This window comes from Variovorax sp. MPBD4-3, from assembly GCF_058809745.1.
In genome coordinates, this window is record NZ_JBXASW010000035.1 from 44,531 (window position 1) to 63,568 (window position 19,038).

Annotated in this window: 21 protein-coding genes; 7 read left to right on the forward strand and 14 right to left on the reverse strand. The window is 68.1% G+C overall.

Going from position 1 to position 19,038, the window contains the following annotated elements; all coding sequences use genetic code 11:
* Positions 1–21: 21 nt before the first annotated feature.
* Genes AC1RVW_RS19590 through AC1RVW_RS19625 form a run of 8 tightly spaced genes read right to left on the reverse strand, consistent with a single transcriptional unit; the run spans position 22 to position 6,886 of the window.
* A complete protein-coding gene (locus AC1RVW_RS19590) occupies positions 22–318 on the reverse strand; it encodes an NIPSNAP family protein (protein WP_106937957.1) in 297 nt (98 codons plus the stop codon).
* A complete protein-coding gene (locus tag AC1RVW_RS19595) occupies positions 315–1,187 on the reverse strand; it encodes an alpha/beta fold hydrolase (RefSeq protein WP_493201917.1) in 873 nt (290 codons plus the stop codon). The genes AC1RVW_RS19590 and AC1RVW_RS19595 overlap by 4 nt, the downstream gene beginning before the upstream one ends.
* Before the next feature lie 20 nt (positions 1,188–1,207).
* Positions 1,208–1,810, reverse strand: coding sequence for an amino acid synthesis family protein (locus tag AC1RVW_RS19600; protein WP_493201919.1), 603 nt, complete (start codon positions 1,808–1,810; stop codon positions 1,208–1,210).
* A gap of 55 nt (positions 1,811–1,865) precedes the next feature.
* Entirely contained in the window at positions 1,866–2,375 is a 510-nt protein-coding gene (locus tag AC1RVW_RS19605) for a VOC family protein (protein WP_493201920.1), read from the reverse strand.
* A 16-nt stretch (positions 2,376–2,391) separates the two neighbouring features.
* Positions 2,392–3,429 carry a WD40/YVTN/BNR-like repeat-containing protein gene (locus tag AC1RVW_RS19610; RefSeq protein ID WP_493201922.1) on the reverse strand — a complete coding sequence of 346 codons (1,038 nt, stop codon included), beginning with the start codon at positions 3,427–3,429 and terminating at the stop codon, positions 2,392–2,394.
* 25 nt (positions 3,430–3,454) lie between these two features.
* The gene (locus tag AC1RVW_RS19615) at positions 3,455–4,249 is read right to left on the reverse strand and encodes an SDR family NAD(P)-dependent oxidoreductase (protein ID WP_493201924.1); all 795 of its coding nucleotides are present in this window, start codon (positions 4,247–4,249) and stop codon (positions 3,455–3,457) included.
* A 41-nt stretch (positions 4,250–4,290) separates the two neighbouring features.
* Complete coding sequence (locus AC1RVW_RS19620) at positions 4,291–5,850, reverse strand: acetolactate synthase large subunit (RefSeq protein WP_493201926.1); 1,560 nt, start codon at positions 5,848–5,850, stop codon at positions 4,291–4,293.
* 49 nt (positions 5,851–5,899) lie between these two features.
* Entirely contained in the window at positions 5,900–6,886 is a 987-nt protein-coding gene (locus tag AC1RVW_RS19625) for a Bug family tripartite tricarboxylate transporter substrate binding protein (protein ID WP_106937950.1), read from the reverse strand.
* Positions 6,887–7,389: 503 nt separating this feature from the next.
* Between AC1RVW_RS19625 and gstA (AC1RVW_RS19630) the strand changes: the two genes are divergently transcribed.
* The 5 genes from gstA (AC1RVW_RS19630) to AC1RVW_RS19650 are packed head-to-tail and all read left to right on the forward strand — an operon-like array spanning position 7,390 to position 11,751.
* Positions 7,390–8,007, forward strand: a complete 618-nt coding sequence (gene gstA, locus AC1RVW_RS19630; protein ID WP_493201928.1) for a glutathione transferase GstA — start codon at positions 7,390–7,392, stop codon at positions 8,005–8,007.
* 28 nt (positions 8,008–8,035) lie between these two features.
* Entirely contained in the window at positions 8,036–8,683 is a 648-nt protein-coding gene (gene gstA / locus AC1RVW_RS19635; protein ID WP_493201930.1) for a glutathione transferase GstA, read from the forward strand.
* 35 nt (positions 8,684–8,718) lie between these two features.
* Positions 8,719–9,687: a Bug family tripartite tricarboxylate transporter substrate binding protein gene (locus tag AC1RVW_RS19640; RefSeq protein WP_493201932.1), complete on the forward strand. Its 969-nt coding sequence runs from the start codon at positions 8,719–8,721 to the stop codon at positions 9,685–9,687.
* Between the two features lie 38 nt (positions 9,688–9,725).
* Positions 9,726–10,709, forward strand: a complete 984-nt coding sequence (locus AC1RVW_RS19645) for a Bug family tripartite tricarboxylate transporter substrate binding protein (RefSeq protein ID WP_493201934.1) — start codon at positions 9,726–9,728, stop codon at positions 10,707–10,709.
* Positions 10,710–10,746: 37 nt separating this feature from the next.
* Positions 10,747–11,751, forward strand: coding sequence for a Bug family tripartite tricarboxylate transporter substrate binding protein (locus AC1RVW_RS19650; protein WP_493201936.1), 1,005 nt, complete (start codon positions 10,747–10,749; stop codon positions 11,749–11,751).
* Between the two features lie 32 nt (positions 11,752–11,783).
* On the opposite strand, the gene AC1RVW_RS19655 is transcribed toward AC1RVW_RS19650, so the two are convergent.
* From AC1RVW_RS19655 to AC1RVW_RS19680, 6 genes are all read right to left on the reverse strand, one after another.
* Positions 11,784–12,656 carry an IclR family transcriptional regulator gene (locus tag AC1RVW_RS19655; RefSeq protein WP_493201938.1) on the reverse strand — a complete coding sequence of 291 codons (873 nt, stop codon included), beginning with the start codon at positions 12,654–12,656 and terminating at the stop codon, positions 11,784–11,786.
* Between the two features lie 233 nt (positions 12,657–12,889).
* Entirely contained in the window at positions 12,890–13,297 is a 408-nt protein-coding gene (locus tag AC1RVW_RS19660) for an Hsp20/alpha crystallin family protein (protein ID WP_106937944.1), read from the reverse strand.
* 13 nt (positions 13,298–13,310) lie between these two features.
* A complete protein-coding gene (locus tag AC1RVW_RS19665; protein WP_493201946.1) occupies positions 13,311–13,751 on the reverse strand; it encodes an Hsp20/alpha crystallin family protein in 441 nt (146 codons plus the stop codon).
* A gap of 117 nt (positions 13,752–13,868) precedes the next feature.
* Positions 13,869–14,204 (reverse strand): hypothetical protein, encoded by a 336-nt coding sequence (locus tag AC1RVW_RS19670; RefSeq protein WP_234383127.1) that lies wholly within the window; start codon positions 14,202–14,204, stop codon positions 13,869–13,871.
* Positions 14,201–14,413, reverse strand: coding sequence for a hypothetical protein (locus AC1RVW_RS19675; RefSeq protein WP_493201941.1), 213 nt, complete (start codon positions 14,411–14,413; stop codon positions 14,201–14,203). The genes AC1RVW_RS19670 and AC1RVW_RS19675 overlap by 4 nt, the downstream gene beginning before the upstream one ends.
* A 20-nt stretch (positions 14,414–14,433) precedes the next feature.
* Positions 14,434–15,804, reverse strand: coding sequence for a replication initiation protein (locus tag AC1RVW_RS19680; protein ID WP_081271059.1), 1,371 nt, complete (start codon positions 15,802–15,804; stop codon positions 14,434–14,436).
* Positions 15,805–16,438: 634 nt separating this feature from the next.
* On the opposite strand from AC1RVW_RS19680, the gene AC1RVW_RS19685 reads away from it, so the two are divergent.
* Together AC1RVW_RS19685 and AC1RVW_RS19690 are read left to right on the forward strand one after the other, a co-directional pair.
* Entirely contained in the window at positions 16,439–17,593 is a 1,155-nt protein-coding gene (locus AC1RVW_RS19685) for an AAA family ATPase (RefSeq protein WP_285412660.1), read from the forward strand.
* A gap of 318 nt (positions 17,594–17,911) precedes the next feature.
* Positions 17,912–18,997 carry a ParB/RepB/Spo0J family partition protein gene (locus AC1RVW_RS19690; protein ID WP_106937942.1) on the forward strand — a complete coding sequence of 362 codons (1,086 nt, stop codon included), beginning with the start codon at positions 17,912–17,914 and terminating at the stop codon, positions 18,995–18,997.
* Positions 18,998–19,038: the final 41 nt, after the last annotated feature.

Here is a 19,038-nt window from a genome sequence, read left to right on the forward strand (position 1 = left end):
ACGGAGGCCTGTGCGAGGGCCTCAGGCGGGCGAGAGCAGCCGGCTCTCCTGGCGCAGCAGCAGGTGGCGCACCTGCTTGCGGAATTCCGCGAAGGCCGGGTCGGCCATCAGTGCGGCACGGCGACGTGCGCGGTCGTCGAGGCTGTCGAAGGCCCAGTGGAAGACCAGCTGGTTGATGTCGCCGCTTTCCGGCGTCATCAACGCGACCAGTTGTCCGAGCGTGCGGGTCTGCAGCTCGCGGCCGCACTCGTTGTAGATGCGCAGGTAGTCGCGCACGCCGCCGGGCACCAGGGTGTAGGTTCTGAGTTCGTGGATCATGGGTGGGGTCGGCCCGAGGCGGCCGCCTCGGCCCGCTTCAGGAAGGCAGTGACGGCCGCCGCGAAGAGCGCCGGCTGGTCGTCGTGGACATAGTGGCCCGCGTCGGGAATCTCGAGCGTGGAGATGCGCGGGTTGAGAGTTCGCATGCGCTCGGCCATGGCCGGCTGCAGGTAGTCGGAGCGGCCGCCGCGCACCACGAGCGTCTCGCACTGCAGCTGCTTCACGCATGCGGCAAGGTCCACCTGGCGCGCGGGGTCGGGGTTCAGGCGCGTGGCGGCGATGCCCGCATGGTCGTAGCGCCAGGTGAAGCCGCCGCCACCCATCGGCTTGAGCATGCTGTGCAGCCGCTGCTGGCGCGCCTCCTCCGTCACCGTGGGGCGCAGTGCGCGCATGAACGCGGCGGCTTCGTCCCAGGAAGCGAAGGCGGTGGGCGTGCTCGCCAGTTCCTTGCGGATGCGGGTGGCACCGTCGCTCGCGTCGAAGGCGCCGGGGCCGGCATCCTCGATGACCAGGCGGCGCACCTTGCCGGGATGTCGCGCGGCATACACGATGGCGTTGATGCCGCCCATCGAATGGCCGAGCAGATCGAAGCGCTGCAGGCCCAGTTGCGCCACCAGCGCCTCGACGTCGGCGACGTAGGTGTCGGTGTAGTAGCCGTGCCCCGGGTCCCAGTCGGTCTCGCCGCGGCCGCGCTGGTCGAAGGCGATGACGCGGAACCCGGGCTGCAGTGCGCCCGCCACGCCCGCGAAGGTCTCGGCGTAGCCGCGGATGCCGTGGAGCATCAGCACGGGCCAGGCATCGGGCTCGCCCCATTCGGTGATGTGGAAGCCCAGGCCATCGTGGCTCAGGCGGTGGTCGCGGCGTTGCATGTGCGGCTCTCCGGCGGCGCTCAGACGAGGCCGTCCTCGCCCTTGATCTCCGAGGCCTTCAGGCCGCCCAGGCGCGCGTTGAGCCGCCCGCGCGTGGCGAAGGCCCAGATCAGCACCACTTCGTCGCGGTTGGGGCCGTCGCCGAACATGGCCGAGACGGTGTCGTAGTGCGAGCGAACGTACAGCGCGTCCTTGTGCGCCAGCGGAATGTCGATGACGGTGCCGGGCCCGCCGCGCTTGCCGGTGGACGGCACCCACGACTTGCCGCCGCCCACGCCTTCGCGCACCGGGTTGGCGGCGGGGTTGGTCAGCAGCGCGTTGCCGTGCTCGTATTCGCCGTCGATGCCCACCAGGCAGGCCTTGCCGTAGCTCTCGATGGCCTGGCCGCCCGCAGCCTCGCGGATGCGGCGGCCGAACTCCTTGCCGAGCTCGGGCGAGGGCGCGATCCAGGGCGACAGGTCTTCGACGTAGCGGCCCGCGAAGGGGTTGCGAAGGCAGGCGCCGATGACGATCTTGCGCAGCGGCTCGCCGTCGGCGGGTGCGCCGGTCTCGCCGGCCAGGGTGTCCTCGATCTGGAGGTACCACTTGCGGATGTGGAAGGCGCTGAGGTCGGGGGTGCTCATGTTGATCGTGTCCAGGAATGGGAATGGATGGAGTGGAGGTGCAGCAGGCAGTCGCTCACAGCGGCTGCAGGTCCAAGGCGTCGCTGGGCGCGTTGTATTCGCCCAGCAGGCGCTTGGCTTCCTCGTCGTCGTGGACGAGCTCGAGGAAGAATTCGAAGCGGTGGCCATCGGGGTCGTGGAAGTACAGGCCGTAGCCCACCTTGTGGTCGGTGGTCTTGACCACCTCCACGTTCTTGCGCAGCAGCATGCCGTAGAGCCGGCGCAGGTCGTCCAGGCCGCCCTCGATCTCCAGGCCGTAGTGCTGCATGTTCACCGTGCCGCGGCTGGCGGCCTCGGGCTCGTCCACCTGGATGAGCGCGATGTCGTGGTGCTTCTGCCCGAAGGAGAGGAACACCCATCGCGCCCCGCGCGCCGTGACCTGCATGCCCAGCACTTCCTCGTACCAGGGTGCGGACGCGAAGGGGTCCTTCACGAACAGCGCCAGGTGCGTGCGGCGGATGCGCGGACGGACCTCCTCGACAGTGCTGCCGGTGCCGTCGGTGGGCACGGGGTTGCGGGTGTTCATGGCCGGCCTCCTTGCGTCAGTGGATGGACTGCGGATGCGCATGCACCGGCGCCACGAAAGGCGTCCAGGCCACCGAGGTGATCTCGCTGAAGTCGCGCCATTCCTTGAACCAGCTGCGCCCGCCGTTGGTGGAGCGCAGCAGGTGGCCGTACTTGGTGCCGGCGAACAGCAGGCCGCGGTCGCTCGCATGGGACCCGAAGGTCCACACGGTGGAATTGGGCGCGGTGTTCAGCAGCGTCTGTGCCCAGGTCTGGCCGCGGTCGCCCGAGCGATAGATGCGGGTGCGCGAACCCGGCGTGCCGTCGCCGATGGCCAGCAGCAGCTCGCGGCCCTCGGCGTCCAGCGGCTGCACCGTGCGGGTGTAGTACAGGCCGTCGAAGCGGTCCCTGGACGGGTGGCACACGAAGCTCTCGGCATCGTCGACGCTCTCGCACACCGAATTGACGGTCACCACGATGTGCTTGGCCGGCGCATCCCGGGTGGCCGGCAGCACCGAGATGGCATGGATGTCGGAGTTGTTGATGCCACGCCCGGGCGTGTCGATGCGCTCCCAGCTGTCGCCCGCATCGCGCGTGCGCCAGGCGCCGCCCTCCTCCACGCCGAACCATGCTTCGCCGGCGCGCTGCGGATGGAAGGCGATGGTCAGGATGCGCGGGCGGTGCACGCCGGAGCAGAACTCGGGCAGCTCGACGTCGAGCAGCTCCCAGCTCAGGCCGCCGTCGCGCGAGCGGTGCATGCGCGAGCGCGACGGCGCGCCTGTGCCGGCGAGCACCAGCTTCGGGTCCAGCGGGCTGAAGGCGAGCGCCCAGACGGTCTGGCCGTCGGCCGGCGAGGCCATGCGCTGGAAATGCGCGCCGCCGTCGATCGACAGGCAGATGCCCACGTCCGCGCCGGCCAGCACCCGGCTGGGGTCGGCCGGGTCCACGGCCAGCGCGCGCACCGTGCCGTCGAACTCGATGGCTTCCTTCAGGCCCAGGCGGTGCCAGGTGGCGCCGTCGTCCACGCTGCGCAGGATGCCCTGCCCTGCCGTGCCCACGAGAATGGTTCCGTTCATGTCTGTGACTCCTTGGATGGATGGCTCAGAGGAAGATGCCGCGCGTGATGCCGCCGTCGACCGCGATGGATTCGCCGGTGATGGCGGCCGCGCGGTCCGAAGCGAGGAAGAGCACCACGTCGGCGATCTCGCCGACCTGCAGCACGCGGCGGATGGGCGTGGCCTTGGCGTAGTTCGCCTCGACCTGCGCGGGCGTGAGGCCCTGCAGCCTGGCTTCCTTCGCGTAGAGCTCGTGGATGTGCGGCGTCTCCACCACGCCGGGGTGGATCACGTTGACCGTGATGCCCGAGGGGCCGAGCTGGTCCGACAGCGTCTTGGTCATGTGCGCCACGGCCACGTTGCGCAGGCCCGAGAGCTGCTTGCTGCCGCGTCCGGTCAGGCCGCCGATGTTGATGATGCGGCCCCAGCCGCCCTTTCGCATGTGCGCCGCGCAGGCCTTGGCGAAGCGCATGTAGCCCACGACCTTGATGTCGATGTCCTGCAGCAGGCCTTCGGGATCGGCGTTCTCGATCTCGCTGCGCACCAGCCCGCCCGGATGGGCCGCGCCGTTGACCAGGATGTCGATGCGGCCGAAGTGCGCCGCCGCCTTATCGACGGCGGCCTGCACCTGCGCGGTGTCGCTCACGTCGGCGGGCGTGGCCAGCACCTCCACGCCGGTCTTCGCGGTGATTTCCCGTGCGGCCTGCTCGAGCGCGTCCCGGCTGCGCGCCACGATGGCCACGCGCACGCCTTCGGCCGCGAAGGCTTCCGCCACCGCCCGGCCGATGCCCAGGCTGCCGCCCGTGACCACCGCCACCTTGTCCTTGAGTCTGAGATCCATCTTCGATTGCTCCTTGAATGCGTTGCGGCCCGCCGCTGAGTTCAGAGGGCCATTTCGATGAGGGCCGGGCCGCGGCGCCCGAAGGCGGCGCGCAGCTGGACCGTGAGTTCTTCGGCCGTGGCGGCGCGGGTGGCCGGCACGCCATAGGACTGCGCCAGTCCCACCCAGTCGATGCGCGGCGAGTCGAGCGCGGTGAGCGCCTCGGCGCGCGCGCCCAGTGCAGCGCCGCCGCGGCGCAGTTCGTTGCGCAGGATGGCGTACTGATGGTTGGCGGCGATGAGCACGACCACGTCGAGCTGCTCGTGCGCCATCGTCCACAGCGCCTGGATCGTGTACTGCGTGCTGCCGTCGGACAGCAGCCCCACCACCTGCCGCCCGGGGCAGGCGATGGCCGCGCCCACCGCCACGGGCAGGCCCTGGCCGATGGCGCCGCCGGTGTTGGTCAGCGTCGTGTGCGGCGCCGCGGCGGCCGATGCGGCATAGAAGGGGTAGCCGCAGGTGCCGCCCTCGACCGAGACGATGGCGCCTTCGGGCAGCGTGCGCGTGAGCACCGCGCCGATGGCCGCGGGCGTGAGCGCGCCGGTGGGTTCGGCCGGCAGCGGATGCACGGGCGCTTCGCAGGCCGGAGCCTGCAGCGCATCGGCCAGCTGCTCCAGCGCCTCGGCCACCGGATGGCCGGGCTCGCCCACGGTCAGCAGGCGATCGGCCTCGACCAGCAGGCTGGGGTGGCCCGCGTAGCCGAAGTAGGTGACGGGCGGCAGCGCGCCGGCCAGCACCACCAGGTCGGCCGGATCGAGCACGGCGCGTGCCGGCTCGGGAAAATAGGGCAAGCGGTCGAAGGCCGGCAGGCCCTGGCCACGCTCCGCGCGGGCCGGGAACGTTTCGGCATAGGCCGTGGCGCCCAGCGCTGCGCACAGCCGCGCCGCGGCATGTTGCGCCCGCACGCCCAGGCCGCCGAGCTCGCCGCCGCCGCCCAGCAGGAAGACGATGCGGCGCGCCGTGCGCAGGCGCTGTGCGCAGGCGGCAATGCCGATGGCCGCGGCACGGGCTGCGGCTGGCGCCGGGGCGTCGGCGTCGTCGGACGCGCCGCGCAGCGGCTCGGCCTGGAAATCCGCCGGAAAGATCAGCGTCGCCCCCCGCCCGCCGTTGGCGAGCGACTGGCGCACCGATTCGGCGGCGGCGCGCGGCGCATCGGCCGTGCTGGCGATGCGGTGCACCCAGCCCGACACCGGCCGCGCCAGCGATTCGATGTCCGAGGTCAGCGGCGCATCGAAGGGCAGGTGCCAGCTGGTGTGGTCGCCGATCAGGTTGACGATCGGCGTGCGCGCGCGCCGCGCGTTGTGCAGGTTGGCGATGCCGTTGGCAAAACCCGGGCCCAGGTGCAGCAGCGTGGCGGCGGGCCGCCCGAGCATGCGTCCGTAGCCGTCGGCCGCGCCAGTGCAGACGTTCTCCTGCAGGCCTATCACGCAGCGGATCGAATCCTGGCCCTCCAGGGCGCGCACCAGGTCCAGCTCCGTCGTGCCGGGGTTGGCGAAGCAGGTGTCCACCCCTTCGCCGGAGAGCGCCGCCCACAGGGCCTGGGCGCCAGTCTGCTCAGTCATCACCGATGTCCTCTCGTTGTGTCTTTTCAGGGAAGGGCCGCTGCGGTCGTCACTGCACCTTGATGCCGCGCTCGCGCACCAGGCGGCCGATGCGGTCGTTGTCCACGGCGATGCGCGCGTCCAGGTCGGCCGGCGTGGAAGCTCCCGCGCCCAGGCCGCGCTCGGCCGCCCAGCGCTTGAGTTCGGGCTGCGACAGCACCTTGGCCAGCGCGGCGTTCATGCGCGCCAGGATCTCGGGCGGCACGCCGCTCTTCGCATGGAAGGAGTAGGAGGTGGACAGCAGCATGTCCGCGCCGCCCGCCTCGGTGATGGTGGGCACGTTGGGCACGATGGCCTGCCGTTGGGGCGCGCCCACGGCCAGGAGCCTGAAGCTGCCCTTCTGCACATAGGGCAGCATGGCCTCGACGCCGCCGGAAGTGACCTCGACCTGGCCGCCCAGCATGGCCGGGATCACCTCTGCCAGCGCCTTGTAGGGCACGTGCAGGAACTTGACGCCCGTGCCCGATTCGAGGAGCTCCATGTTCAGGTGCATCACGCTGCCCACGCCGCCGGTGCCGAAGGTGACCTTGTCCGGGTGGGCCTTGGCATAGGCCACGAAGGACTTGAAGTCGGTCACCGGCAGCTGCGCGCTGGTGACCAGGTACAGGTTCACGTCGGCGATGTTGCTGACGGAGACAAGGTCCTTCCGGGGATCGTAGGGCGGCTGGTAGAGCAGCGGGTTGACCGTGAGCGTGAGCCGGTCGACCAGCAGGTAGGTGTAGCCGTCGGCAGGCGCCTTCACCACCTCGGCCGTGCCGATGATGCCGTTGGCCCCGGCCTTGTTCTCCACCACGACGGTCGCCTTGAGCTCCTTGCCCAGCCCCTCGCCCACGAGGCGGGCCATGACGTCCGGACCGGTGCCCGGCGGGTACGGCACCACGATGCGGATGGGCCGCGAGGGCCAGTTGCCTTGGGCCGATGCCTGCAGCGGCACCAGCCACGATGCCGCAGCCAGCGCGATGGCACCGCAGGCCCGCAGAACGAACTTTCTTCTCATTGCACGTTTCCTTGGCACCCCTGTGAAGACGGGGCCGGCACCAGGAACCGGGGGAATGCTCCTGGGCGGCAATGGACAACTGGCAGCACCGATCGCCTCGTCGTTGTGGCGATCATATGCTTTTTTATCGAATAAGCGAAATCATGCATTTTTTATTCGCATCATCTACTTCTTCACATGCAACTTTTCATTCATTAGGAATGTGAGCACGCAAGGACCGTTCCAACCAGCACATCGAGCCAACGCAAACGTATTCTCGCAATGCAGTAAATCTCACCGCACGATGGATGCTGCAAGAGGAAGCCTGCGTCCATTTTCCCGTCGCGAAACACGCGGCCTTTACGGCTCGCGTCTGGGTAGTTCCACCAACACACGTCACACTCAGAGATGGCATATTTATCGCATAGCAGTAATTTTATGACCGCAACTTCAATGATTTGCAACCAATCGGTGCACAGCCGCACCACGAGGCGGCACGCGCACCACGCGAGGAGCGCCGTTCGATGAAGCTCTACATGACCCCCCACACCTACGCGCTGGCGGTGGATGTCGTGGCGCGCGAGATCGGCATCGCGCCCCAGCGCGTCTGGGTCGACGTGCGGGCGAAGAAGCTCCACGACGGCAGCGACCTGCACCGCATCAACCCCAAGGGCCAGGTGCCGGCGCTGGAGACGGACGACGGCCAGGTCCTCACGGAGGCCGCCGTGATCATTCAGTACCTCTGCGACCGCCACGGCGCGGACGGCTTGCTGCCGCGCAGCCTGGACATGGACCGCTACCGCGTGCTCGAGTGGATGAACTTCCTGGGCTCGGAACTGCACAAGAGCTTCACGCCGCTGTTCCGTGCCAACACGCCGCCGGACTACCGCAGCATCGCCATCGGCAACGTGCAGCGGCGCCTTGCCTGGCTCGACGAGGTGCTGGCCACGCGCAACTACCTTCACGGCGAGCGCTTCACCGCGGCCGACGCCCACTGCCACGCCATCGTGATGTGGGCCGAGCTGCAAGCCATCGACCTCGCGCAATGGCCCCGCCTGCACGCCTACGTGCAGCGCATCGAGTCGCGACCCAGCGTGCAGGCGGCGCGGGCCGCCGAACTCGCCCGCCGTGCGGCAGCCTGAACGCCATGCCCCTTACCCGGAGAACCCCATGAAGCTCTATCACGAAGTCCGCGGCTGCTCGCTCGCGGTGGATATCGTCGCGCGCGAACTGCAGCTGCCGCTGACCCTGGCGTGGGTGGACATGAAAACCAAGCGCCTCGAAGACGGCCGCGACTACTTCGCCGTCAACTCCAAGGGCACCGTGCCCACGCTGGAGCTGCCCGACGGCCAGCACCTCAGCGAGGGCTGCATCGTCATGCAGTACCTGGCCGACCTGCGCCCCGGCAACACGCTGCTGCCGGGCGCGGGCCTGCCGCGCTACCGCGTGCTGGAATGGATGAGCTTCATCGCCGCCGACCTGCACAAGGGTGGCTTCATGCCGCTGTTCAAGGCCGTGACGCCGCCAGAGTACAAGGCCATCGCCCGCCGCATCGTCGAGTCCAAGCTGCAGTGGGTGGACGAGCAACTGGCCGGCCGCAGCTTCCTCACGGGCGAGGCCTTCACCATCGCCGACGCGCACTGCTACACGATCGCCATGTGGACCCGCGCGCATGCCATCGACACGCGGGACTGGCCGCACCTGGAGGCGTACCTCGCACGCTGCGGTGCCCGTCCCAGCGTGCGCGCGGCCGAGGCCGCGGCAGCCGCCCAGGGCGAGCGCGAACGTGCAGCCGCGGCAACCGCCGCCGCGCACTGACCCCCGTCTTCGCCACTCCTGCGCAAGGACCGACCATGCCCATGCTCCGACGCTTCCTGCTGACCTGCCTGACCGCCCTGGTGCCGGCGCTGGCCTGTGCCCAGGCCTCTCCCACGGCGCCCATCCACCTGGTGGTCGGCTTTCCGCCCGGCGGCGGCACCGACGGCGCGGCCCGGCTGATCGCCGAGAAACTGGCACCGGCGCTGGGGCAGTCGATCGTGGTGGACAACCGCGCGGGCGCCGGCGGCACGATCGGCGCACAGTCGGTCGCGCGCGCCAAGCCCGACGGCCACACGCTGTTCTTCGGCACCGGCGCCGAACTGCTGATCAACCCCGTCACGCGCAAGGCCGCGCCCTACGACCTGCTCAAGGACTTCGTGCCCATCACCGAGGTCGGCATCGTGAGCTTCGTGCTCGCCGTGCCTGCGGGCTCGCCGGCGCAGAACGTGCGCGAACTCATCGCCACCGCGAAGGCGCAGCCGGGCAAGCTCAACTACTCGTCCTTCGGCATGGGCTCGACCAATCACCTGATCGGCGAGCTCTTCCTCCATGCCACCGGCATCCGGGCCACGCACGTGCCTTTCCAGGGCAGCCAGCAGGCCATGACCTCGCTGCTGGCGGGTGACGTCGACTTCACCTTCGACACCACCGCCGTGGTGCTGCCGCAGATCCAGGCCGGCAAGCTGCGCGCGCTGGCCACGCCATCTCCGAGGCGGCTGCCGGGCCTGCCCGACGTTCCCACGCTGCAGGAGCTGGGCTACGGCGGGCTGGTGGCCGAGGGCTGGATGGGCGTGTTCGCGCCTGCCGGGACGTCGCCCGCCGTGGTGACGACCCTGGGCACCGCGCTGGACAAGGTGATCCGCACGCCCGAGATGGAGTCCCGGCTCGGCGCCCGCGGCGTGGCAGTGACGGCGGCGGCCGGGCCGCAGTTCCGCGCCAAGCTGCAGGCCGAGCTGGACAAGTGGCGGCGCGTGGCTCGCGAGGCCAACGTGTCGCTGGACTGACGACGCCGCCGCGTCTTCTTTTTTTCAGAAAGCCCGCCATGCCGACCCTTTCCTGCGCCCGCCGCCGCACCGCCCTCTTCCTGCTGGCCGCGGCCTGTCTGCTCGGCGGCACCGCTGCGCGTGCCGAAACATGGCCTTCGCGCCCGATCACGCTCGTCGTCTCCTTCGAGCCGGGTGGCTCGACCGACATCTCGGCCCGGGCCGTCGCGCAGGCGCTGTCGGTGGAGCTGAAGCAGGCCGTGGTGGTCGAGAACCGCGCGGGCGCGGGCGGGCGCATCGGCACCAAGGCGGCCGCCCTGGCCAGGCCCGACGGCTACACGCTGTTGTGGGGCAGCGGCAGCAGCCTGACGGCGGCGCCGGCGATCTATCCCAACCAGGAGCATGTCGCCACGCTGGTGCCGGTGAGCCTGGGCGCCACGCAATCCTTCGTCTTCGTCACGAATCCGGGCCTGGGGGTGCGCACGGTGCAGGAGTTCGTGGCGCTGGCAAAGCGCCAGCCCGGCAAGCTCAACTTCGCCTCGGCCGGCATGGGCTCCAGCAACCACCTGCTGGGCGAGATATTCCTGGCCGCCACCGGCGCGCCGGTGGTGCATGTGCCCTACAAGGGCGCCGTGATGGCCAAGGACGCGGTGATCCGTGGCGAGGCGCAGCTGATGGACGAAGTCAGCTCGCCCCTGATCGGCGCTCTGCGCGCCGGTCAACTGGTGCCGCTGTTCATGACCGGCGAGCGGCGCGACCCGGCCTTCCCCGCCATTCCCACCGCCGCCGAGGCCGGCCTGCCGGAGATGACCATCCAGGGCTTCTTCGGCCTGCTCGCGCCCGCCGGCACGCCACCGGAAATCGTGGCGCGGCTCAACGAGGCCATGCGTGCCGCACTGGCATCGGAGGCCGTGGCCAAGGCCTTCGGCAACCTGGGTTTCACCACCGTCTACAGCACGCCCGGCCAGATGGCGGCCCGCATCGCCGAGGGCCGCGCCACTTATGACCGCATCGTCAGGACGCGGCAGATCCGCGTCGACTGACGGTCGGCTTCTTTTTCCTTTGCTCCGCTCCAATCCCATGACTGCGACCCCATCCCGTCCCCCACTTCTTCTCCGGCGCCGCAGGGCCCTCGGCGCGCTCGCCGCGCTCGCCGCCTGCGGCAGCGGCCTGGCGCGCGCTGCCGGCTGGCCGCAACGGCCGATCAACCTCGTGGTGCCCTTCGCCGCCGGCGGCGGCACCGACACCGTGGCCCGGCTTATCGGTCAGAAGCTGCAGGCCGCGCTGGGCGGCACGGTCGTCATCGACAACAAGCCTGGTGCCAACGGCCTGATCGCCGCGCGCGCCGTGCTCCAGCCACCGGCCGACGGCCACATGCTGATGTTCGGCAGCAACTCCACGCATGTGATCGCCGCGCTCGCCTCCAAGCAGCCAGTGGCGCCGGGCAAGAGCATGCAGGAGGCCTTCACCATCGTCAGCGTGATGGCCAATGCACCGCTGGTGCTGGCCGTGCGCGCCGACAGCCCGGCCAAGGATCTGCGCGCGTTCCTGCAGCAGGCCAAGAGCGGCAAGCTCAGCTACGGCAGCTTCGGGGCCGGCTCTTCGGCCCACGTGATGGGCGAGGTGCTTGCCGAATCGGCCGGCGTCGAACTGCTGCACGTGCCCTACAAGGGCTCATCGCCCGCCGTCACCGACCTGATGGGCGGCCAGTTGGATGCCGTGTTCCTGACCGTCGCCGCCGTCGAGGCCATGGTGACGGCGGGCTCGGTGCGCCCGCTGGCGGTGACCGGCCTGCGCCGCGTGCGTTCGCTGCCCGCGGTGCCGACCTTCGAGGAGCTGGGCGTGCGCGACATGGGCAACGCCGGCTGGTTCGCGGTATTCGCGCCGGCCGGCACCCCCGAGCCGGTGGTCACCAGGCTGGCCACCGCGCTGCAGGCCATCGCGGGCGATGCCGAAGTGCAGGCGCGCATGGTCGCGCTGGGCCTGGAACCGGTGGTGAGCACGCCGGCACAGGCGCTGCAGACCTGGCGCCGCTCGCTGGCCTCGGCGGCACCTGTCGTCAAGAAGGCCAACATCGTGTTCTGAACGAGCTGGCCGCACGGGCACGTCGCAGGTGTCTACAAGTGCCCGTCGGCCGACAGCCGCACGCTGATCATGTGCGCGGTGCGCTTGACCAGTTCGGCGATGGCCTCTGCGTCGAAAAGCGCCAGTCGCGCATCGCTGCCCAACGCGGTGACGCTGGCCACCACCAGGCGCCCACGCCCGAAGATCGGCGCCGACACGCCGGTCTTGCCCTCGTTGAGTTCGCCCGAGGTCCGGCAGTATCCCTCGCGGCGGATGCGCTGCGCTTCCTCGTAGAACACCTCCCATGGCGCGGTGTCGGATGCTTCGCTGGCCAGTTCCTGGTGCAGCCGGCGCAGCCGCGCCGCCGGCAGGAAGGCCACCAAGGCCTTCGCGCTCGCGCCGCGCAACACCGGCACCGGTCGGCCCCGGCCATAGCGCAGGTGCGGCAGGGGGTCGTTGAATTCGGTGTGTACCGTGATGATGGAATGGCCGTACAGCTTGGACAGGAACACGTCCAGTCCCGTCTGCTCCGCCAGTTCCCGCATGGGCGGCGCGGCCGCGCGGATCACGGGGTCGGACTCGCGGATGCTGCGGTCCAGCTCGATGATGCGCGGGCCCAGCGTGATGCTGCGGTCCAGCCGCACCAGCAGGCCCACCTTCGACAGTTCCTGGATATAGCGGTAGGCCGTGCTCTTGGGTACCTTGAGGCGGGAGGCGATCTCTTCCACCGTGAGGGAGGGGCTGTCGGTGGAGAACAGGCCCAGCGTCCCAAGAAGGCGCGACAGGCTCGACTCCGCCGCGCCGCGCGATGGCGCATCGAGTTGCCCATCGGTCACGCCGGACACCCGCGGCACGCGTGCGTGCGCGGGAACGCGGCCACCCGTACTCTCTTCACGGCGCGCCTCGCGCCCGCCCTCTTGCTTCATCGGGCCGATCTTAGTGGATGCGGTCCGCGGGGCGCGCCTCGCCATCCGAAGCAGCTCACATCGGCGGCCGGTCACCCGGCGATCTTCGGTGAGACGGGTTTCTGTGAGAACCGGTGATGCCGCTCGAGTCGGCTTTGACGGGGCGTGACGTGCTCGTTGCCATCGCGCGCCAGGGCGCTGGAACGCCCGGGTGCGTGCCGCCGCGCCCGGCGGCACGCACCCCTGCGCAGGTTCTACCTCACCTGGACCTGCACGCGGCGCGGCTGTGCATGCGCAGCCTTGGGAATGCGCAGCTTCAGAACGCCTTGCGCGAGCTCTGCCGTGACACCTTGCGTGTCCAGCTCCTTGCTCAAGGTGAACACGCGCCGGAAGCGGCCGAGGCCGACCTCCGTGTGGCTGGTCTGCAGGTCTTGCGGCACCTGCAGATCGGACTCGGCGTCGATGGTCAGCGTCGACGCCTCGACATGGAGGTTCAGCTTGTCGCGGCTGACCCCGGGAAGGTCGGCGTAGAGCGTGATGCCGTTGGCGTCCTCGACCACGTCGACGGGCGGTGTCAGGGCTGCGTCGCTGTAGCTGGAATGTTCCCTCTGCACATGCTCGCCGGCGGCGGCGTTCGCGGGTGCCTGGATGCTGTTGCTCATGGTGTGCTCCTTGTCACTGGATTTCGATTCGACGCGGTTGGGCGGATGCGCGGCGCTTCACGTTGATGTGCAGCACACCGTCTCGAAGCCTGGCTTCGACCGCGTCGGGGTCCGCGTCGTCGGGCAGGGTCATCGCCCGGCGGAAGGTCCCTTCGAAGCGCTCATTGATGTGCACGGTGGCGGACTTGTCCAGCGCACCCGGCAGCGCGTTCTTGCGCTCGCCCGAGATCGTCAGCAGGCCGCGCTCCAGATTCACCTCCAGGGTCGAGGGATCCACACCGGGCGCGAAGGCGAAGATCTCCAGCGCCTGGGGCGTGCTTCCGACGTTGAGCGCGGGAAAGCCGTTGCGCGCGACGCCACGGATGGTGGGAGACAGGTCGAAGGCCTGCTGCACATCGCGCTGCAGGCGATCCATCTCCGCGAAGATGTCGCGAGGAAACAGGGATCGATACATGGCAAAACCTCCTTGCAAGGCCGACCAGAGCGCCGGGCATGCGCCACGGGACTCGGTCGGGGAAATGGCGAACAAGAAATGAAGTCAGACGGCTTCGGCGTCTGGCTCGCGGGCCTACTACTGCGGCCGCGCGGGCTCCCGGTGGACTGGCGCAGATCCGCCTGAGTGCACAGGCGTGGCCGTCTTGATTCTTGGCATGCGCATTCGCCAGCGCGGCGGGCGCGATTCCGGATAGTTGAACCTTGCGAGTTCTTCCCGCCCCTTCTGCGTCACAGCCAGCACCTGGGCTGCAGCGGCGGCGCCCGACAGCGCCAGGGGATTCGCGGGCGACGGAACCAGTGCAACGACGAGCCCGGCGGCTCTGAGCACTTTGACCCGGTCGATGTCTTCGGCTCGATAGAACGAGATCGGCAAACGGGAGCCGGCAATCTGCCTGAGCAAGTTCATGGTCATTTCAGTACCTCCTTTTTCGGTCGACCAATCTTTTGACGATAGGCAACATAGGACCCTGCGTCGCAAATTTCAAGAGGAAAAGATGCAACGCCTGCTGCTGGCAAAAAAGACCCGGCCTTGCGGGCCGGGTCGAGGTTTACAGCAAGGCCCGCACCTGAGGTGCGGGCGAGAAAATCTAAGACTTCGCCCGCGCATGGCGTGTCGGACAATTTCCAATCCTGCGCGGCGCCTACATGCCCGCAACGCCCTGGGCCAGCGCGAAATCGAGCAGCACCCGGTCCGAGGGCGCCTCGGGCCAAGTGACCTGTGCCAGCCAGCGATGGAAGGTGGTTGCAGCGATGCGGCTGGCGGGGCCGTCACGGCGCCATGCGCGGGCGATCGGGGCGGCGATCTGCGCGAGCCGCTCGGCCTCGAAGCGTGAGCGCATCTCGGCCTGCATTGCCTCGGGCATTTCCAGGTAGAGCGACTTGGCTTTCTGCATGCGGTCGTTTTCCCACAGCTCGCGGATCCGGTGCATGCGGTCCTCGCCAGCCGGTGCGGCTGCCTGTTTGCCTCTTGACGGCGAAGGCAACGACGGGGGCGCGGCGGCCTCCTCCCCCTTCACGCCGGCGTAGCCCTTCTTCAGGGCATCCTTGAAATAGGCAGCGGCCGACTTCAGTGCCGGCAGCGTCTGGCTGCGCAGGCGTTGCTCGACATGCTCGATCGTGCCGCGCAGCTGCCCTTCGTCGGTGGTCGCATACAGATCCTGGGCCTCGTCCTGCTTGAGGCCCAGCGCGATCAGCTTTCCAACCAGCTCCAGGTCGAAAACATTGCGCGCGGGATCGTCGGCTGCGCCCAGACGCTGCTGCAGCTTGGGCACCACCCTGAACTGGATTTCCTCGATGCGGCGCCCCCGCTTGTGCTCGATGAGCTCGAGGCTGAAGTCTTCGCACAATGCCTCGATCTCGGCCAGCGCCTTGCTGATCACGTCGCGCTTGAGGAAGCGATAGTCGACCTCGGTGATGTCGCTGCGCCCGGTGAGCACTGCCGCCCACCACAGCACGTCCTCGCGCATCGACAGACGGCTCGGCGACGTGAGGTAGCGCGCACCGATCTCGTAGAGCACGGCCGCGGGGTAGCTTCGCATCTGGCCGCTGATCTCCAGCAGGACGCGCGTGTATTGATGGGGCCTGACCAGCCGCTCACGTATCTCTTCCGGGTAGCGCCACGTGATGGTGCAGGGACGTCCCCGACCCTGTTCCTCGATGGTGACCGTTCCGAGCAACTGCGACGACACCCAGCGCTTGAGTCCGGTGCCGCTGGTTGACCATTCGATGGTGGTTGCCTGCATGTCCCGAAGATGAGACTTGAGCAGTTCGGTGTTGTTGGAGTTGAAACGGGCATCGCCGATCAGCTCGCTCAGGGCCAGCTTGTAAACCGGTTCGTCGACGCCCTGACGCTGCGAGTGATAGAGCAGCGCGTTGTAGATGCGCCTCGAAAGAAGTGTCAGACGCCCCCGTTTGGGCCGGATCGCGATGGCCTCGTTGGCCTTGGCAACGCTCTGTTCGTCCGGCGTGGGGGATGGCTTGGGCGGTGGTCGTGGAACTTCGCCCTCTTCCATGGACTTCTTTCAGGTGATCAACGGGTTCACATCATGCCGAGGTTTTGTGATTCGGTCAATTTACAGTTCGAACGCGCGTTCTTGATACTTTGAAAAGAAACACTTGGAGAGATTGAAGAATTGAAGGTGCAGTTTCTTCAATCTTGACATGTACTTGGAAGGGTTTGTGTGAGTAACGCTGGGATTTGATGTGAGAACATTTGGGATCGGTTGTGAGGTCGAATGGGATTTGGATCGCGCCAATGTGTGATTGCTTGGGATTTGGCGTGAGTGGACAAGGGCTTCGGCGCATGAACCGGGCGTCCGTCAGGACTCACAGGCACTGAATGCCGCTGCGCCGGGGCGTCGATCGCCTCATGGATGCCCGGATCCTTCGGAATCTGCACCACCTGGAGGCCCATCAGGAGGGGCAATCCCAATGGATCTCACCTTGGTCCCCAACCCTTCTCACAATAGAGGCCCACGGTTGGCGATTCTGTTTTCATATCTTGTTCATTCGACGGATTCTCATAGAATGGCTGAATTCTGTTGAATAAGGCCCTTCTTTATGGCGTTGCCCGCTCCCGCCGGCGCTGGAAACCAGGTTTCCACGCTCGCTCCCTCCAACCCCTCCCCTCCTCGTGCACGCATTGACATGCAGCGCATCGCGGCATTGGCCGTGCGCGCAGGCTCGATGGTCGAGCAGATCCGAGGGCGGTTGCTGGCACCTGAAGCCCGCAAGATTGCACCGATCTACTCCACTGCGCAACTGGCCGCATTGTGCGGTGTCGACAAGGCGCATGTGGCCTATCGCATCACGAAGGAAGATCTTCCCAGTGGCCGGCTGACGCCGGCGGGCGGCAAGCGCAGCTTCGAGCTGAACGAGTTGCGTGCCTGGACGCGCACCTACCGCGCCGAGAAGATGCGTCCTGCCGGCAAGAAGGCGTTCACGATCGCCGTGGGGAACTTCAAGGGCGGCGTGGCCAAGACGACGACAGCCATGGTGCTGGCACAGGGACTGAGCCTGCGCGGCCATCGCGTGCTGGCCATCGACACCGACCCGCAAGGCTCGCTCACCACCTTGCACGGTCTGCTGCCCGAAGCGGAGATCAGCGAGGACATGACCATTGCCCCGCTGTGCGACGGCAGCCAGTCCGACATCCGCTATGCGATTCGATCCACTTACTGGGACGGCCTGGACCTGGTGGCGGCGGCGCCTTTTCTGTTCTCGGCCGAGTTCGCCCTGCCGGCGCGCCAGATGCAGGAACCCGGCGCGCGCTTCTGGGATGTGCTCAACGCCGGGCTGGAGAGCGTGCGTGATCTCTACGACGTGATCGTCATCGATACTCCGCCCTCGCTGTCCTACGTGACGATCAACGCGCTGTGGGCAGCCAACGGGATCATCGTGCCGGTGCCGCCCTCGGGCCTCGACTTCGCATCGTCTGCACAGTTCTGGTCGCTGCTCGCCGATCTGGGGGGAAATCTCGATGCACAGGGCGGCGACCTCGCTCGCAAGGCTTTCGAGTTTTTGCATGTACTGCTTAGCCGAGTCGACCCCAGCGATCCCGCCACCCCGGCGGTCCGACAATGGATCCAGGCCACTTACGGTGAGTACACGTTGCCGGTAGAGATCCCCAAGACCAGCGTGACCAGCAACAAGGCGGCCGAGTTCGCGACCGTCTACGACGTGCAGAAGTATGAAGGCGCAGCGAAGACCTACAAGCGCGCAGCCGATGCATATGACGCCTTCGTCGACCTGGTCGAGCAGTCGGTGGTCAGCAGTTGGTCGGACAAGGCGCAGGTGCAATGAGAGGCTGGCTTCACGAACAGAAGAGGGCGGCGGAGCGGCCTGGAAACCCGGTTTCCACCGCGGCGCCGCAGCCGCTCGTCGTGCGCCGCTGGGCGGCGTTCCGTGCTGAAAGCGTAGGCCGGGAGCCGCGCGTCTGTCGCGGTTGGCCCAGTGCGTCCCCTGCGTGGAAACCTGGTTTCCATACGACCGTCGCGACGTACCGTTTGGAAACCAGGTTTCCAGACGTCCGGGCCCGGACGTCTTTTGCGTCCGTTTCCGTCCGTTTCCGTCCCACGCGTCTTGCGTGGAAACCAGGTTTCCATTGCACAGGAGGTTTCAATGGCTAGCACCCGCAAGCGTCTCGAAGCATTGACGGCCGGCCTGTCGATTCCAGAGCCGGTACCCGCCGCGGCGCCGGTCTCCGTATCGACGACCCCGGCCCCGCCTGCACTGCCGGGCGCAGCCCCCGTTGCGCTGGAAACCAGGTTTCCACCCGCACAAACGGGTCAGCCCGCCCCCCGCACCGGCCCCGGGCAGATGTTGGCCTTCCGCGGCCAGATGCAAGCTGTGGAAGGTGAACTGGCTGCGTTGCGCGAACGGCTTCGTCAGCACGATGGTTCGACTCCCACGCGCAAGATCGACCCCGCGACCGTCCGGCCCTCGCGCTGGGCCAACCGCCACCCGGCTTCATTCGAGAGCGCCGAGTTCGCCGGGCTCAAGGCCGACATCGAACTGGCTGGCGGCAACGTCCAGCCGATCCTGGTGCGTCCGCTGGTGGATGAGCCTGGGCAGTACGAACTGGTGTTCGGCCACCGGCGCCACCGGGCATGTCTGGAACTGGGGATTCCGGTGCTGGCGGCCATCTGGCTCGATGAGCTCGGCGATGCCGAACTCTTTGCCGCGATGGATCGTGAGAACCGCGAGCGCGCAGACCTCTCGCCTTATGAACAAGGCGTGATGTACCAGCGCGCCCTCGAGGAGCAGTTGTTCCCGACCCAGCGCCAGCTGGCCGAGAAGCTTGGTGTGAGCCATACCTGGATCCGCAAGGCACTGATGGTGGCGCAGCTGCCTTCGGCGGTACTGGAATGCTTCCGCAGCCCACTGGAAGTGCAGCATCGGCACGCGGAGCAACTCAATGCGGCGCTCGACAAGGATCGTCGCAGCGTGCTGAAGCGCGCCGAGAAGGTGCGCGGCATGAAGCTCGCCCCCGCCGCCGTGGTCGCCAGACTGCAAGGGTTGGAGTCGGTGGCGAAGGCGGAGAAGCTGGCCATCACGAACGACGGAAAGACGGTTGGTTCGTGCCTGCGTGCGCCTGACGGCACGGTCACGCTGACACTGACGCCCGGCGCCGTGTCCGGCCTGACACCGGACATCTTGCTGAAGTCCGTGGGCGAGACACTGCAGAAGGTCCGGCTGCTCGGCTGATTGCGAAGGCGCGACGAGGAACCGGGGGGGGAGGGGAGAGA